This window comes from Sphingobium sp. CFD-2, from assembly GCF_024611135.1.
GTDB classification, from domain to species: Bacteria; Pseudomonadota; Alphaproteobacteria; order Sphingomonadales; family Sphingomonadaceae; genus Sphingobium; species Sphingobium fuliginis.
The window spans coordinates 1,407,476-1,423,111 of sequence record NZ_CP084405.1 but is presented as its reverse complement, the minus strand read 5'-3'; the positions used below and the strand labels follow the sequence as shown (position 1 = coordinate 1,423,111).

Here is a 15,636-nt window from a genome sequence, read left to right as displayed (position 1 = left end):
TTTATCAAGATGCGGCAGCCGAATGGATGTGGTTCCGCTATTTGGCGGGCGGGCTGATATTCGCTACCAGCCGCACGAGCGCCGACGCGCCTGTCACGCCGCCGCCGATCAGGCAGAAGATTGTGCGCCAGACCTCGGACGGCACGACCTCGCGCGTGATGCCGTGAACCAGTGCATAGCCCGCAACGGCGGCAGGCGCGGCGAAAACAAGCACCACGGCGAGGCGCAGGATTGGTGTCCTCACCATCATGAACAGAACCACCAGCAGACCATAGGCGGCGGCGCCCGCCGCCAACCCGACCAGTCCTGCGCCGATCAGGCCGGAACCGGAGGCATAGGCCAAACGCGCCGCCTCCACGCCGATCATGAAGGGCAGTGCATAAACGGCCAGCGTATAGGCCAGGACAGAGAGACCGGCGACCAGCGCGACGGCCATCAACATGAGCACGATCATTTGCAGAATCCTCCTGTGCCGATGACCCTGACGGGCATCGGATCGGTCGCGCGGGGTCGATCCCCGCGCGACCGCGATTTTTGGGAAGGGTAGGAAACAGGAAGGCCGGGACCGCTTGCGCGATCCCGGCCCGGTCCTCACTCGGCGGCTTGGAGGTAGGCGTCGGCTTCCGGCTCGGCCTCCAACCATGCGGGTCGCGTGGTGCGCAGCACGGTCGGTAGCCAGCCCGTTCCAGCGAGAAGCTGTTCGGCGGCCTGCGCCATCTCCGGCTTCTTCAAGCCCGCGATCCGCTCGGCGGCTTCATCGCTGACACCTTCACGAACGGCGGCGAGGATATGCGCCTTGGTGACGCGGTCGAGATAGGTCGGCGTCGTCGGCGTCCAGTGCGCCGTCATGTCCAGCGCCACCGCGCTCGCCAGCTTCTCCGCCGTCGCGCGGGCGTTCGGCTTCTGCTCCCACGGTGTCCTGACCGCATTGACGGTCAGCGATACGCAATGGGCGAGCAAGGCCATAAGGCTCGCCTGATCCAGACCGGCGACGAAGGCCCAGAGGTCCGCCACCTCGCGGGGCATATCCGATGCCCATCCGGCATGACGATCCGCCAGCGCCTGCGCGGCGGGCGTGTCCTCGATCCCGTCCGCGTGAGAAGCCAGATACGCGCTGGTCAGGCGGATTTCGAGGCAGGACGCTTCCCCGCCGCGATAGAAGGTCTGCGCCGCCAGTGCATGAACCACGGCGACAAGCGCCATGTCCGGCTGCTCGCCAAGGGCGAGACGCAGGCCAAGGGTGCGATGCGCGGTCAGGTCGCGGACGAGCGCGTCCGACAGCGGCTTTCCCGCATCCCCGGCATCCTCGTCCTCCGGGTGAGGTTCGGGTTCCTCATCCTCGCCGCCGTCCTCATCTTCGATGATTTCGCCATCACCGTTAACGCGCACACCGTCGATGACGGTTTCGCCGTCTTCGCCCGCTTCCGGTTCGGGAGCCTCGTCCTCGGCGCGGATGAAGCCGCGTTCGATGCGGGCCGTGCCGTCATGGTTCAGGATGACGAACACACCGCCACGCGCGATCTCGTCGGCATCATAGGCATGACGCTTGCCGTCGATCCGCTTGATCTCCGCTTCCAACTCCCCGAACCGCTGATCCGCTTCGTCCGGGAGTTCGTCGTAGCCTTCGTATTCCGACGACAGGCGGTCGTATTCCTCCTGCGCGGCGGTGTAGGCGGCGGCATCGTCCGCCGACAATTCCACCGGATGCGGATAGGTGCGGCGCATCCCGTGCGCATGGGGGAAATCGATGTGAACCGAAGTCCACTTCCACCCCTCCGACGCCTGAACCTCGGCAGCAATGCTTTCCAGCTTGTCGATGACAAGCCGGTCCAGCAACGCGGCATCCTCGAAATAGCCGCCCCGATCCTCGGTGAAGAGGTCGCGGATGATCGTGCCGCCCGCCTCGGCGTATGCGTCCGCGCCGACGAAACGCGCGCGCCGGTCACTGGCTTCCACGTTCATCTTGGTCAGGTCGCGGCGGATAATCCACGGCTCACGGTTATAGGACAGGTTGTCGAACACCTGTTCCTGCCGGTCGTGATCCTCGGTGATGGCGAAGGCCATCAACTGGTCCAGCGACAAGCCGCCATCGCGATAGACCTGCATCAACTTCGGGCTGACCGCGCCGAGACGCATCCGCTGCCTGACGACATGCGGGGTCACGCCGAACCGGGCGGCAATTTCCTCCGCGCCCCAACCACGATTGTCCGCAAGTTCACGGAAGCGCTCATACTGATCGGCGGGGTGCATCGCCTCGCGGGTGATATTCTCGTCGAGGGAGATTTCCGCTGCGTCGTTCTCGGTATCCAGAACGCAACGGATGGCTTCCGACTTCTTGATCTGCTTGCGCTTGACGCGCAGCAATTGCGCCAGCCTGCGGCCTTCGCCGATGGTGACGAGATAGAAGCCGGTCGCTTCGCCTTCCGCGTTCGTCTCCGGCTCCACCACCAGATTTTGCAGCATCCCCTTGGCGGCGATGCTGGCCGCCAGTGCTTCGATATGGGCTTCGCTGTGCGGGGTCTTGCGGGCGTTGCGGGGCGACTTCTTCAACTTGTTCAGCGGCACGAACAGCACCGCGCCGTTCTCATTGGCGGGGGCTTCGGAAACCGTGGCGGTCGTTTCGACAGTATTGGTCATGGTCTTGATCCTTTGGCTTGGGTTTCGCGCAGCGAAGCGCCGCGCTGAAACCCTGGCCGTCGCCGAGACCGGGGGGTGCAAGGGGCAAGGGCGGCCGGGACGGAGGGGGATCACCCGGCCTGCACAAGCGGATCGAAGTCATAACTGAGAGTGTGAAACACGCATTCGCGCGGAAGGCCGGGGAAACCGTCCCGGCCGAGCGTCAGCGATCCCTTGCGCCGCGCCGGGGGGCGGAGCCCACAAGCCACCCGCCCGGCATGAGCGCCAGCGGGCGCCGGGCACGAGAACCGGATCAGGATGGCAAAGCCTCGGAAGCTGGAAGTCGTGCATCCTGATCGCCGCATTTTCTGCTAGGATAGACTACGGCGATTCTGTCTCTTTTTTCGGGATGGCAGTTTTCAGATGAGGAACGCACATTCCGACAGCTGGCGCGGCCCAAGCGCACCAACATAGTCTAAGAAAATAAGGAGGTAATGCATGGCCCGGAAAGTTTTTTTCAGTTTTCACTATGCGCGTGACGTTCGCCGCATCGTTCAGGTGCGCAATTCCTGGGTCGTTCGCGCAAAAGGTGAGGCGCAGCCCTTCTATGATGCCGCCGAGTTTGAGGAGGCCAAGAAGCGCGCCGGTGGCATAGAGAAGTGGATTGAGGAACAGCTCAAGGGTACGTCGGTCACGGTGGTGCTGTTCGGTGCCGAAACCTACGACCGCGAATGGGTGCGACACGAAATCAAGCGGAGCTACGAACTCAAGAAAGGCATCCTCGCCATCGACATCCACCGTATCAAAGATCCGCAACTCGGAGCTGACGTTCAAGGAAAGAACCCTCTCGATTACTGGCATGTCGAGCAGAATGGCAAAAAGGTTCCGTTCAGCAGTCTCTACAGGACCTATGACTGGGTCAATGATGATGGTTATAATAATATGTCGACCTGGATTGAGGCTGCGGCCGTGGCAGCGGGGCGCTGAGGCGAGGCATGAGCCTTTACGAGCTTGCAATCCTAGGAAGCCCAGCCACCGAGGAGCGTGATGCCCTAACCGCGACCTTGCACGGAATGGTCGAGGATTTTGGTCTCGTGTTAGGCACCGACGTGCTCGTTTATGACGGAGGGACGGTGTCGGGTCGCGACAAGCGCGCCGCCTTTGCCGCCGTGTTTTTCGGTGCGGCGGCACCCACCGACATAGAGGCCGCGCACGAACTGGTGCTTGCGAGCGCGCCGATCATCCCAACTATCGCTGCCAATGGCGACTTCGCCCTGCATGTGCCAGAGTTTCTACAGTCAGCTAACGGTCTGAAACGTCGTGCCGACGATCCAGCAATGACCGAACTCGCGGCGGCGATGCTTGAGTGCGTTGGTTTGCTACGCAGGCAGCGCCGCGTATTCGTCAGTTATCGGCGGGTTGAATCTCGCGCCGCGGCGCTTCAGCTTCATGACTTGCTCAACGCTCGCGGCTTTGACGTCTTTCTCGACACACATGATATACGTCCGGGCGATCCCTTTCAGGACGTGCTATGGCACCGTCTAGTCGACTCTGACGTGATGGTCATGCTCGATACCCCTGGCTATTTTGATAGCCGCTGGACCCGACAAGAGATCGGTCGGGCGCGAGCGAAGGACATCCAAGTTCTTCGTGTGATCTGGCCTGAACATGTGCCAAGCAAGCTGACCGATATGGCCGAGACAGTTTATCTCGACCCTGCTGAGCTTACAGCATCTGACGGTCCGATAATCAATGATACGGCCGAATCGATAGTGCTTCGGGTGGAGCGGTTGCGGAGCCGGAGCATCGCGGCCCGCTATATGTCGATCACCGGCAAGCTTCGCGCTGATGTCGAGAAGATTGGCGCTTCGGTCGAAGGTGTGGGCGCACATCGTGCAATCGCTGTGCGGTTGATCGGGGATCGCAAGGTTTGGGCCTATCCGATTGTTGGCGTGCCGACCGCCGAGATATTGAACGATGTTGCGGAGAAGGCGCGACGCGCCGAGCAAGGCGAAGTGCCGGTTCTCGTGTACGATCATCTCGGCATTCGCGACGCTTGGAGCGCTCACCTACGATGGTTGGATGAACAGATCTTATCCGTCCGCGCGATAAAGGTGTCTGAAGCAGGCTGGGCGCTCGCGGCATGGGAGGACTGAGCATGGCCGATGCTATCTTCCTTTCTGCCGGCGTTCCCGACCCGAAGCGGGGGCCGGAATATGCTGCCACAGCCGATAGTGTGGCGATCGGGGCCGCCGTGTCTGCTCTGGTCCATATTACGCTAGGACGTCGCCTTCTGGTCTGGGGCGGTCAGCCAGCCATCACGCCAATGATTTGGGTGGTCGCCCATGACATTGGTGTCGATTATGGGAGCTGGGTTCAACTCTATCAGTCGAGACACTTCAAGGACGAGTTCCCTGAAGACAACGAACGCTTCCGGAACGTCACCTACACGGACGACATTGAGGGCGACCGTGAGAAAAGCCTGTTGGCTATGCGAGAGCGCATGTTCTCAGAACATGTGTTCAAGGCTGCCGTGTTTATCGGCGGCATGGGTGGAATCATTCAAGAGTATGAACTGTTCCGTCGCTTGCAGCCGCAAGCCTCCGTGATTCCAATCATATCAACGGGAGGGGCGACCTTGGAGGTGGCGCAACGAATCGGCGCGTTGCCCGCCGATCTCACCAATGAACTAGACTATGTGGCACTCCTTCATCGCCATCTTGGCGTATCGGTTAAGGAGGAGCGTTTCAGAAGTCCCGCCGAGCAGCCAGCCGCCGAGGATGAACGTTTCTGGAGACCTCGTGCCAAGGAGTAAACGCGAGCAATGGCTTTTCTAAGGGAACGCGAGATGCGCGCACGTGCCCAGCGTCGCGCCGCAGCGCAGGGGGCGACGGTTGAAGAGGCACTCGGTCGTGCGGCTCGGCAGCGGTCTGGGCATTACGACATCTTCTTATCCCAAACGATACGCGACGCCGAGATCGTGCTTGGAGTTTATGACCTCCTCACCTCCGCGGGTTATAAGGTCTTTTGCGACTGGATTGAAGCTCCGGCAGCCGATCGCAGCCAGGTCACACCAGCAAACGCTGCGTTTGTGCGAGCGACGATGGGCGTGAGCGATTCCCTCTTGTTTCTCGATACCGAAGGCGCGGTCCAATCACTCTGGATGTGCTGGGAGCTAGGATGGTTCGATGCGGCAAAGGGCACAGTCGGCGTTCTTCCAGTGCTGGAGGAACACGAGCGCTACTATCGTGGACGAGAATTTCTGGGCCTCTACCCTTATGTCGAACTTGACGGTGAGGGCCGGCTCAAAGTGGTAAGGCCGGTAGTCGCGGGGCCAAGCGGTATCATGATGTTTGAGGCACCGAACTCCCGCTCATTCGATTCCTGGCGGGCGGATCGTCGAGACTTCATGCGTCCGCGCGTAGTCGGAGGGCTTGGACGATGAAACGTCAAACTTGCCGTATTCGGCGAAGACACCGCGCGGCCCCCGGTTTAACCCCGGCGCGACTAAATGGCGACCAGCTCGGCTATCTTAGTCGCGACATCTGCCATCGACTCTTCGGCAGTGCTCAGCCCGGCTCGGGAGGCTAGCAGAAGACTGACCTGCTCAAGCTCGTCATAGGTCGTTCCGTGAACGACCGGGACCAGCCGCTCACGCCGAAGGAGCGCCGAAAGTTCCTTGTCGGCGATGCCTTCCGCCGGAAGGCGTCGCAACATAGCCGGGGTCACTAAAACGATACCGACGCGCGAATTCACTAAGCCCTTGTCGATCGCCCGCATCATCGGCACCCCGAGGCCAAGATCCTTCTCACTGAACCACACGCGGACACCGCGCGCTTCGAGCAGATCATGCAGCTCTTTGGCGGAGCCCTGCCTGTCATCCCATGCGTGGCAAAGAAATACGTCTCGAAGGTCAGGCTGCGAGGCTGCCAGATTCTCAACGTTCTCTCGAACGGGCGTAAGCGCCTGCACTTGTTCGGGCGTGTACCACACAGCCGAGCCAGTTCCTGACCAACGCGGCTTTGAGGTGCGCCGCCCCGACCCGCCAGTGCTCCTTGAGGGCGAATATGAAGGTGCTGAGTATGATCCAGAGCTGCCATATCCGCTGCCGTAGCCACCGTAACCGCTGTAACGACCGTACCGGCTCCCGCATGCAGGACAGTCGGCTGCGGCGGCTGCTGAACGGTGCCCCCTCGATGGTGCAGTGCATCTAGCCATGTCTTTTCCTCTCCTTCGTCATTCCGCCAACTCGCGGATCATATTTTTGCGCTTTGCGGCCCATCTAAATTGACTGGTAAGTCGCATCGCGCACGTCGAAGACGAGCAATGCCTCACGCCTTACGCCTTCAATATCTCGAACAGATGGGTGGCAGAGGTGATCTTTGAATCCACATCCTATCCTGTAGTCGCGACCAATCTTGGAAACGCTGACCACGACCTCAGTTCCATCAGGCCCCTTTCCTCTGAGATAACCAATTCGCTTCTCTTTCGAACGAGCCAAGTAATTTCTCCTATATGAGACGGCTAGATGCGCGGCGTGATACGGGCTGCGGTGCGAATGTCCGCGATCTGCGTACCAATAGCCTGAAGGCTTTGGCGCATATCATTAAAGACCGGCTTTTCCGCATCAGGGTCGCTGATCGTCAGGATCGCTGTGAAAGGAACGCCTTCATCAGGCATAACTTCGCCGGTTCGTGTCAGGTATTCAATGAACAGACGCCAGTTCGATGATGGTCCAACGCCCTGTGGGAATGTCTTTCCAAAGACCTTGACCGGGCTCCACTTGAGATCATGCTCGATACGTTCAGCTTCTACCGCATGGGCACCACGAGAAGAAGGGAGGTACAATGGGTCCAATCGCCCCTTCCAACCTTTGGCTTGCTCCTGTTGAAGGGCGGCATCGATGTTGATCCTAACGAACTCCGAGCCGAATCTCGCGTCCAGCGGAGGTGTAGTTACAAGAGTGAGCTTCGCACGCCCCCGGCACTTTCCTCCTGGACCAACAAGTGACGCCGGCCACGGAAATCGGAAACTAATCTGCTGGCCGTGCTGAATACGAGATGCGAACACCAGAGTGATGGAGTGATCGCCAGTCTCCAAAATTCGCTCTGCAGAAGGTGGCATTCCAAAGCCGACCAAATGGCGAGCTACAGCCCCCAACTCCTTGGCGCGTAACGGCTCAGGTATCTCCGCATGGTGGACCAGCAAACCAATCAACGTTTCTCGCGATACTTCCCCTTCGATTGCATGATCAAGGGCCGCCGCTGTTTTTGCGACCAACGGCGAGGCGTAACTGGTCCCACAACCATCAGTGACCGTGCCATCTGGCAAAATGGAGAATAGGCCATGTCCCAATGTCGGATGCAGCGTGCCAGAGCCACCGACATGAGCGAGATCAGGCTTGACGCCAGAACGAAGCCCCGGCCCCCTGCGGCTGAAGCGGGTGGGTGCGAATGGCAGGCAACCCGCATGGTCAGGCGGGTTAACAGCCGCCACAGCGACGTTCCGGGCGCTTTCTGCCGGAGTGAGAAGACCATCGTTACGAGCAAGCGCCAGGTTAGCCAAAGCTGCCGCAGCGTCAGACGGCCACTCCGCTCGGAGATCCTGCGGCTGGATGTTGCCTGCCGACACGAACACCACAGCGTTATTTTCCTCCGCGAGACGATCCAGACGGACGGCGTGCGGACTATATCTGTCAGGCGCAGCAGGCTGAAGAATGTTCAGACTCATATTAAATACGCGCACACCATGTCGCGCACGGGCATCCGCCACAGCAGCATCCATTTCATCGAAGAAATGTGGAAGTCCGCCCGAATAATAGGATGCGAAAGCGCCCGCTTTCCTTTCGTTGGGAAAAATCGCGAGATCGACAAGCTCCGTCCCATCTGCCTCCGGGCATGTGGCTGCACCGTTGAGGCTGGAACCCGCCACCGCAAGGCCGCCAATAAACGTGCCGTGAGACAGGTCCATGTCTTCATCAGCAAGAACATCCCATCGATCGATAACCCAATCTGCCAATGTCGGGCTGAGACCTCCGTCAATGATTCCCAGCTTCGGATGGGAACGCCGACTGTCGCGAACGGGCATGGTGACATTATCCGGACGGACACGCGCAGGTGCCGGAGGCCGGGCCGAACGCACGACGATACCAGGCAGTTCAATGCGCTTCACCAGCGGGTGCTTGTCGAGAAAATCCAGCAGTCTACCGTGACGCTGAATATCTGGATCGAAGGGAGCCAGATCACGTCGCTCTTTGGTCGGCGTTCCAGTGAGGCGCAGAATTGCGCCATCACCAGCTTGATCAAGGCGTACTGCCAGCATCGGCAACTTGTTTCGCCCAATGGGCAAGCGCTCGACCGACATGCTGTAACCAAGACGGTTAAACCCGTTTACGAAGGATTCGACGAGACGACGATGGGAGTCATCAAGACGATCCCACTCAGATCGCGGAGGCACCACGTCAAACAACTCAACCTCATACCCACTGCCGGTCATGGGGTTTGAAAGCCAGGCAACGGCCTCCTCGACGGAAAACCTGCGCTTATCGGATGCCCCATAGAGTTCAATCCGCTCGATGGCCCCGGTTTCGCTCTTCTGAGCGGAAGGGTTGGGAACGTCCTTCCCCTTGTTTTCATCGAACTTCATGCGCGTCAGCGTTTCGGCTTTCCCGATCTCAGCCTTGACCTTCGCAAGCGCGGATGGATGCCCCTCGACAATCATGACGCCAAGGTCGCCACCTCCAACGACTGGTGCGCGGTCATTTCGGAACAGCGCCCCGACGGGACGATGACTTTTGGCCCAAGCCTCCCGTTTCAGGATTACCTTCACATAACCAATGGGACCTTGCGATTGCGCAGAAAGGACATCGGCTATCGTGTCGAGCTGGCTCATAAGCGCAGCCTTGTGTGCGCCAAAATCGCGATCCCGGTTGGCGAAGAAATCCTTGCGCCCGCCGCCGCCGCCGGCCTCGCGCGCCTCCTCGAAATTCTCCGGGTTGAGGACGATCTGAATAGGACTAGCCATGCGTCACCTCGCCATCACCCGATTTTCCGCCCTGACGACCAAGCCATCTGCTGATTGTGGATTTATCCTTCCCGGCGATATCCCCAATATCGCCCATGGAAAACGCAAGTGCGGGATCCTCATGCATCGCTCGAAAGAGGTTGGCCGGATCGTCAAACAAAAGTGCTCGCCGCTCGCTTTGAATGCGCGCTGCATTGAGCGTTGCGAATTGCCGGAGCGTATCTAGCAAGCCGCGACGATCCTCCTCTCGAACCGTCGTGGCTTTCTTGTAAGTACGAACAAGCGCTTCGATTTCCGCGCCAGTTGACCCTTCGGTAAACCACGCAATTAATCGGAGATGACTGTCCGGTGCCTGGACCGGCGGCATGAAGTGCTGCGCTATCGCCTTTCTCACAGCAAAATCGGGCTTCGGAATCTCTAGCTGGATCTCAAAGCGGCGCCAGACCGCAGGATCAAGAAGCTTAGGATGATTGGTGATACCAATGGTGAGACCAATATTCTGACGCACATCCAAGTTTTGAAGAAGTGCATTTACAACACGCTTTATTTCGCCGACCTCTTGCGGATCATCCCGCACCTTCGCAATTGCGTCGAATTCATCGAGCAGAAGAACACAGCGATAGCGGTTGGCAAACGTAAACAGATTCCCGATGTTCCTGGCTGTCGTCCCAAGAAACGAAGAGACCAGCCCATCCAACTTAACAAGTATCACTGGCAAATCCAGCTTGCGCGCGATCCAGAGAGCCAAGCGCGTCTTCCCGGTGCCTGGTGCTCCATAAACCAAGCAGGTTTTCGCCGGCGAAATGTCGACGGCTGACAGTGCTTCAAAGTTTGTCCACTCATCAATGATCGTGCTGACCGCTTGAGCAACGGTCGGATTGAACAATGGCGAATCTGCATTGATCTCTGCGGGAAAGATAATCTCCGCCAGCGGTGCCGCAGTTTCACGGTCCACGGGCACTGGCGTATTACGGCCCAGCACTTCACCGGGAAGCGTTGCGCGAGAGCGCTCGATACGGCTGGGAGCCATCTCTTTCAGGCGCTCCGCCGCAGCCAGTATGCCGCCAAGCGACGCCGCCTGCTTATCCTCTCCATCCTTACTCAAGGCATCACGCAATCGCTCGACCTGCTTGCGCAATGCTGGCGACGGCTCCGCCATGGCTGCCCGGCAAAGGGCCTGTATGATTGAGAAGTGCTCCATGTGCGCTAAATCCGTGATTTGATGCATGCTTAATGTCGTATGGTGCATATAATGCGACAAATGTTGCATGTCAATCAAAATTGTTGTATCTGCCTTCTTGCTCGATGCGTAACACTAGCCATCCGTTGCACATGAAGTGAGGCTTGTTGCAAAACCGGGCGTGGATCACGGCAAAACGAAAGGAATTCGCCAATGTCCAAAGGTAAGAGCAGTGGGGGCACCCATCACGTGGTCCCGAACCCGAAAGGCGGATGGGACGTCCGTCGCGGAGGCAGCGACCGATCGAGCGGCCATTTCAACATCAAACAGGATGCAGTGGATCGTGGTCGTCAGATCAGCAGAAATGCCGAGACGGAACTGAAAATCCATAACCGGGATGGCCGGATCGGACAGTCAGACTCGCATGGAAATGATCCTCGCAACATCAAAGGATAGCCGAAACCCCTCCATGGCTACCCAAAGGCGCGCGATCGGCACCTATAGCTGCCGATCGCCGCACAGACTAAACTTTCATATCTGTAATCAGATGCTTATGACGACTTCATAGTGCTCATCTTCGTCGGGCACTGCCCGCCATCCAATTTGATCCCCGTTAAAGCGCGGCGGTTTTCTTCATGCTAGAAGCGGTCGACAATCATCGGAGGTGACGATGTCTGCCGATAACGATGCGCGCTACATGTTCCGGCGCGCAAGAGAAGAAGCCGCGAAAGCCGATGCTGCTGAAAGGCGCAGCGCTTCGTCGCAGGAGGTTGCGGTCCATCGCGAACTTGCGCTGCGCTACAAGGTCAGGGCCCTTGCCATGTCCTGTCCCGATCAGGTCCTTCATGATGCGATGGAACGGGAGCCCTGATCGGCTTCATGCCCATTATCATGGGCCTATCGGCCATCAGGCTGGCGGGAACTTTTGGCGTCGCAATGCATTGCAAATAAAAAGCGCTCCCGGGCAAGGGAAAGCCGGGAGCGCGATTTGTTTGCTGTCGGGCATCCAAATCCTCCCCGGATTAGCAGGTGCAGATGTTCTTGGCAATCTACCCAAAGGTAGAACGCTGCTTTCCGTAACGTCAATTCCATGAGCGGGGGCAGACTGCCCTGGGGCAAAAAGCCCAATTGAAAATCCGCAGGATATGACGACATTTCTGCGACAGGCAGAATGGCATGACGATGAGCGACACGGACAGGATAACAACGATGCAACCGGCGGCGGAAATGGAAGGTCGCTGGAAGCGGCTTTCTCCAATGGAGACCGGCCCCTTCGGCCGTTGTCCCCGATGCGGCGAGGGACATATCTTCCGCGGCTTCCTTACGGTGCGCGATCATTGCGAGATTTGCGGGCTGAATTATGATTTTGCCGATCCGGCGGACGGGCCAGCCGTATTCGTGCAGCTATTCGCCTGCGTTCCGGGCGTGGTCTTCATCATCATGCTGGAGATTTTGGCGCGGCCGGGCCTTTGGGTGCATTTGGCCGTCGGTGTCCCGGTGCTGATCCTGACGACAGTGCTTCCGTTGCGACCAATCAAGGGTTGGCTGATCGCCGCCCAATATGTGAACAAGGCGCAGGAAGCGGGTACAGCCCAATTATGGGCGAAACTGCATGGGGACGGGCCCGGCGATTAGGCTGTATCGGCATTCAGCCATATCGCGCGATTGCCCCGGCCTTATTCCCTTCGTCCTGCTGAAGCCGGGTCAGCATGCCCATTGTTGAAACGACGGGCTTGTTCCGGAGCGCGCTGCGTCAAATCGGGCGCAGGTCGCGCGCTCCGGTTTCCTGCTGTCGCATTCTTCCAAGCAGAAAGCCGCCATTTGCAGCCCGCCATGGGCTGAATCCCCACACAGCCTAGCTGAGCGCGCCGTGGCAATGCTTGTATTTCTGGCCCGAGCCGCAGGGGCATGGCGCATTGCGGCTGATGTCCAGATTGGCGAATTCTCCGCCCTGTCCGCCCACCGGCGGACGCGGCAGGGTGGTCGTGATCCCGCTGATCTGCCCGCCGTCGATGTCGCCGCTATTATCCTCGCCCGAAAAGGGGTCGATATGGGTGGTGATGAAGTCGGGCAGCACCGGCAGGTCGAATTCCGGCAGCGGCTCTTCCATGCGGAACTGGACGCGCGCGATGGAGCCGGTCACATCCTCGCGGATATTGCCCAGCATGCGTTCGAACAGGGCAAAGGCTTCCTGCTTATATTCGTTGATCGGCGTCTTTTGCGCATAGGCGCGCAGATGGACGACCTGGCGGAGCGCGTCGAGAGTCGACAGATGCTCCTTCCAATGGTGGTCCAGGCTCTGGAGCAGGATCGACTTCTCGATCATGTGCCAGTTTTCGGGATCGAGTTCCTTGACCTTGTCGGCCACCGCCTCGTCCGCCAGTGCCCTCAGCCGTTCCTCGATCATTTCCGGATCGACATGGTCCTCAGCCAGCCAGCCGTCGAAATCGGGTTCCAGGTTCAGCACTTCGGCCGTGCGGGCCTTCAGCCGCTCCATGTCCCACTGTTCGGGGTAGGTGCCCGGCGGGCAGGACGCGCCGACCAGATCGTTGACCGTCTCATGCCGCATGTCGACGACGACATCGTCCACCGTCTCCGCGTCCATGATGTCGCTGCGCTGCTCGTAAATGACCTTGCGCTGGTCGTTCATCACGTCGTCATATTCGACGACCTGCTTGCGGATGTCGTAGTTGCGCGCCTCGACCTTCTTCTGCGCGGTCTCGATCGCCTTGCTGAGCCATTTCGAGGGCGGCAGCGCCTCGCCATCTTCCAGATTGGAGCGGATCATCTTCGCGAACATTGTGTCCGGGCCGAAGATGCGCATAAGATCGTCGTCGAGGCTGAGATAAAAGCGCGACAGGCCGGGATCGCCCTGACGGCCCGAGCGGCCGCGAAGCTGATTGTCGATGCGGCGGCTTTCATGGCGTTCCGTGCCCAGCACGAACAGGCCGCCGGCGGCGAGCACTTCCTGCTTCTCCGCCTCGATCTCGGCATCGATGCGGGCGATGGCGGCTTCGCGCTCCGGGCCTTCCGGCATGTCCCGCAGCTCGTCCTCGACGCGGAATTCCAGGTTGCCGCCCAGCTTGATGTCGGTGCCGCGCCCGGCCATGTTGGTGGCGATGGTGACGGCGCCCTTGCGGCCCGCCTGCGCCACGATATGCGCTTCGCTCTCATGGAAGCGGGCGTTGAGGACGGCGTGCTTCACCCCCTCCTGCGTCAGGAATTCGGACAGCATTTCCGACTTTTCGATCGACACGGTGCCGACGAGGACCGGCTGGCCCTGCTCCGCATGGACCTTGATGGTCTTGGCGATGCCGCGGAACTTGTCCTCCAGATTCTTGTAGAAGCTGTCTTCCTCATCGACACGCTGCACCGGCCGGTTGGTCGGGATGGTGACGACGTTCATCTTGTAGATTTCGTAGAATTCGGTCGCTTCGGTCGCGGCCGTGCCCGTCATGCCGCCAAGCTTGGGGTACATGCGGAAATAATTCTGGAAGGTGATGGAGGCGAGCGTCTGGTTCTCCGGCTCGATATTCACGCCTTCCTTGGCTTCCACCGCCTGGTGCAGGCCGTCCGACCAGCGGCGGCCGTCCATCATGCGGCCGGTGAATTCATCGATGATGATGACCTTGCCGTCCTTGACGATGTAATCGATGTCGCGGCGGAACATGACGTTCGCGCGCAGCGCCTGGTTGACGTGATGGACGACGGCGGTGTTCTCGAAATCATAGAGGTTGGCGCCTTGCAGCAGCCCGGCCTCCTCCAGCATGCGCTCGATCTTCTCGGTGCCGTCCTCCGTCAGGGTGACGGTGCGCTGCTTCTCGTCCTTCTCATAGTCGCTGTCGTCCAGCCGCTTCACGATGGCGTCGACGGCGACATAGAGTTCCGACTTGTCGTCGGTTGGGCCGGAGATGATCAGCGGCGTGCGGGCTTCGTCGATCAGGATCGAGTCCACCTCGTCGACGATGGCGAAGTTGAACGGCCGCTGCACCATCGATGCGCGGTCATATTTCATATTGTCGCGCAGATAGTCGAAGCCGAGTTCGTTGTTCGTCGCATAGGTGATGTCGGCGTTATAGGCCTCGCGCCGCTGGTCTTCCGACAGGTTCGGCACGATGACGCCGGTGGTAAGGCCCAGGAAGCGATAGACCTGCCCCATCCATTCGCAGTCGCGGCTGGCCAGATAGTCGTTCACCGTGACGACGTGGACGCCCTTGCCCTCCAGCGCGTTCAGATAGGTGGCGAGCGTCGCGACCAGCGTCTTGCCCTCGCCGGTGCGCATTTCCGCGATCTCGCCGCGATGAAGCACGATGCCGCCCACCATCTGCACGTCATAATGGCGCTGGCCCAGCGTCCGCCTGGCGGCCTCGCGCACCGTGGCGAAAGCTTCGGGCAGCAGGTCGTCCAGCGTCTCGCCCTGCGCCAGCCGTTCCCGGAACCGCAGGGTCTGCGCCGTCAGTTCCTCGTCCGTCATGGCCGAGATGGTGGGTTCGAAAGAGGCGATCTGTTCGACGGTCTTGCCCAGCGACTTCACGTAGCGGTCGTTGGAGGAGCCGAAAATAGACTTGGCGAGTGCGCCGAACATGCAAGTTCCTGACAAAAGGGGACGCGCACGCCTTTGGGGCGATGCACGCGGACATGCGCGGCGATTTAGGGCGCGCACGGGCGTTAGTCAATCAGAGCGGGTATGTCGCGAGGGCGTAATAATGAGCGATCAAGCGGATTTTTCCGTGCCGGACATGGGCGGAAGCAGGATATGGGCGGATCGCGGCGTCCAGTGACGGCGCCGGTGCCGAAGCCTGAGGAATGAGAGCGAT

At 59.8% G+C, this 15,636-nt stretch carries 13 protein-coding genes; 7 read left to right on the top strand and 6 right to left on the bottom strand.

Going from position 1 to position 15,636, the window contains the following annotated elements:
• Positions 1 to 37: 37 nt before the first annotated feature.
• A complete protein-coding gene (locus tag LDB29_RS06865) occupies positions 38 to 454 on the bottom strand; it encodes a hypothetical protein (RefSeq protein ID WP_056878441.1) in 417 nt (138 codons plus the stop codon).
• 137 nt (positions 455 to 591) lie between these two features.
• Positions 592 to 2,637, bottom strand: a complete 2,046-nt coding sequence (locus tag LDB29_RS06860) for a ParB/RepB/Spo0J family partition protein (protein ID WP_056878442.1) — start codon at positions 2,635 to 2,637, stop codon at positions 592 to 594.
• Positions 2,638 to 3,114: 477 nt separating this feature from the next.
• Between LDB29_RS06860 and LDB29_RS06855 the strand changes: the two genes are divergently transcribed.
• Genes LDB29_RS06855 through LDB29_RS06840 form a run of 4 tightly spaced genes read left to right on the top strand, consistent with a single transcriptional unit; the run spans position 3,115 to position 6,061 of the window.
• Positions 3,115 to 3,603 (top strand): TIR domain-containing protein, encoded by a 489-nt coding sequence (locus tag LDB29_RS06855; protein WP_056878443.1) that lies wholly within the window; start codon positions 3,115 to 3,117, stop codon positions 3,601 to 3,603.
• A gap of 8 nt (positions 3,604 to 3,611) precedes the next feature.
• Positions 3,612 to 4,772, top strand: a complete 1,161-nt coding sequence (locus LDB29_RS06850; protein ID WP_056878444.1) for a toll/interleukin-1 receptor domain-containing protein — start codon at positions 3,612 to 3,614, stop codon at positions 4,770 to 4,772.
• A 2-nt stretch (positions 4,773 to 4,774) separates the two neighbouring features.
• A complete protein-coding gene (locus LDB29_RS06845; RefSeq protein WP_056878445.1) occupies positions 4,775 to 5,431 on the top strand; it encodes a hypothetical protein in 657 nt (218 codons plus the stop codon).
• Positions 5,432 to 5,464: 33 nt separating this feature from the next.
• Positions 5,465 to 6,061, top strand: coding sequence for a toll-Interleukin receptor (locus tag LDB29_RS06840; protein ID WP_152569578.1), 597 nt, complete (start codon positions 5,465 to 5,467; stop codon positions 6,059 to 6,061).
• Positions 6,062 to 6,123: 62 nt separating this feature from the next.
• Here the strand turns inward: LDB29_RS06840 and LDB29_RS06835 are convergent, their stop codons facing one another.
• From LDB29_RS06835 to LDB29_RS06825, 3 genes are all read right to left on the bottom strand, one after another.
• The gene (locus LDB29_RS06835) at positions 6,124 to 6,609 is read right to left on the bottom strand and encodes a toll/interleukin-1 receptor domain-containing protein (protein ID WP_235577909.1); all 486 of its coding nucleotides are present in this window, start codon (positions 6,607 to 6,609) and stop codon (positions 6,124 to 6,126) included.
• Between the two features lie 531 nt (positions 6,610 to 7,140).
• Positions 7,141 to 9,639: a S8 family peptidase gene (locus tag LDB29_RS06830; RefSeq protein WP_114229177.1), complete on the bottom strand. Its 2,499-nt coding sequence runs from the start codon at positions 9,637 to 9,639 to the stop codon at positions 7,141 to 7,143.
• Positions 9,632 to 10,909 (bottom strand): AAA family ATPase, encoded by a 1,278-nt coding sequence (locus tag LDB29_RS06825; protein ID WP_235577910.1) that lies wholly within the window; start codon positions 10,907 to 10,909, stop codon positions 9,632 to 9,634. The genes LDB29_RS06830 and LDB29_RS06825 overlap by 8 nt, the downstream gene beginning before the upstream one ends.
• Before the next feature lie 123 nt (positions 10,910 to 11,032).
• Between LDB29_RS06825 and LDB29_RS06820 the strand changes: the two genes are divergently transcribed.
• The 3 genes from LDB29_RS06820 (at position 11,033) to LDB29_RS06810 (ending at position 12,454) form a co-directional block, all read left to right on the top strand.
• Positions 11,033 to 11,275, top strand: a complete 243-nt coding sequence (locus LDB29_RS06820) for a DUF2188 domain-containing protein (protein WP_081420087.1) — start codon at positions 11,033 to 11,035, stop codon at positions 11,273 to 11,275.
• Between the two features lie 214 nt (positions 11,276 to 11,489).
• Positions 11,490 to 11,690 carry a hypothetical protein gene (locus LDB29_RS06815; RefSeq protein WP_025548941.1) on the top strand — a complete coding sequence of 67 codons (201 nt, stop codon included), beginning with the start codon at positions 11,490 to 11,492 and terminating at the stop codon, positions 11,688 to 11,690.
• A 305-nt stretch (positions 11,691 to 11,995) separates the two neighbouring features.
• Positions 11,996 to 12,454, top strand: a complete 459-nt coding sequence (locus LDB29_RS06810; RefSeq protein WP_200887615.1) for a DUF983 domain-containing protein — start codon at positions 11,996 to 11,998, stop codon at positions 12,452 to 12,454.
• Positions 12,455 to 12,674: 220 nt separating this feature from the next.
• Here LDB29_RS06810 and secA read toward each other — a convergent pair whose 3' ends face one another.
• Entirely contained in the window at positions 12,675 to 15,404 is a 2,730-nt protein-coding gene (gene secA / locus LDB29_RS06805) for a preprotein translocase subunit SecA (RefSeq protein ID WP_099185780.1), read from the bottom strand.
• Positions 15,405 to 15,636: the final 232 nt, after the last annotated feature.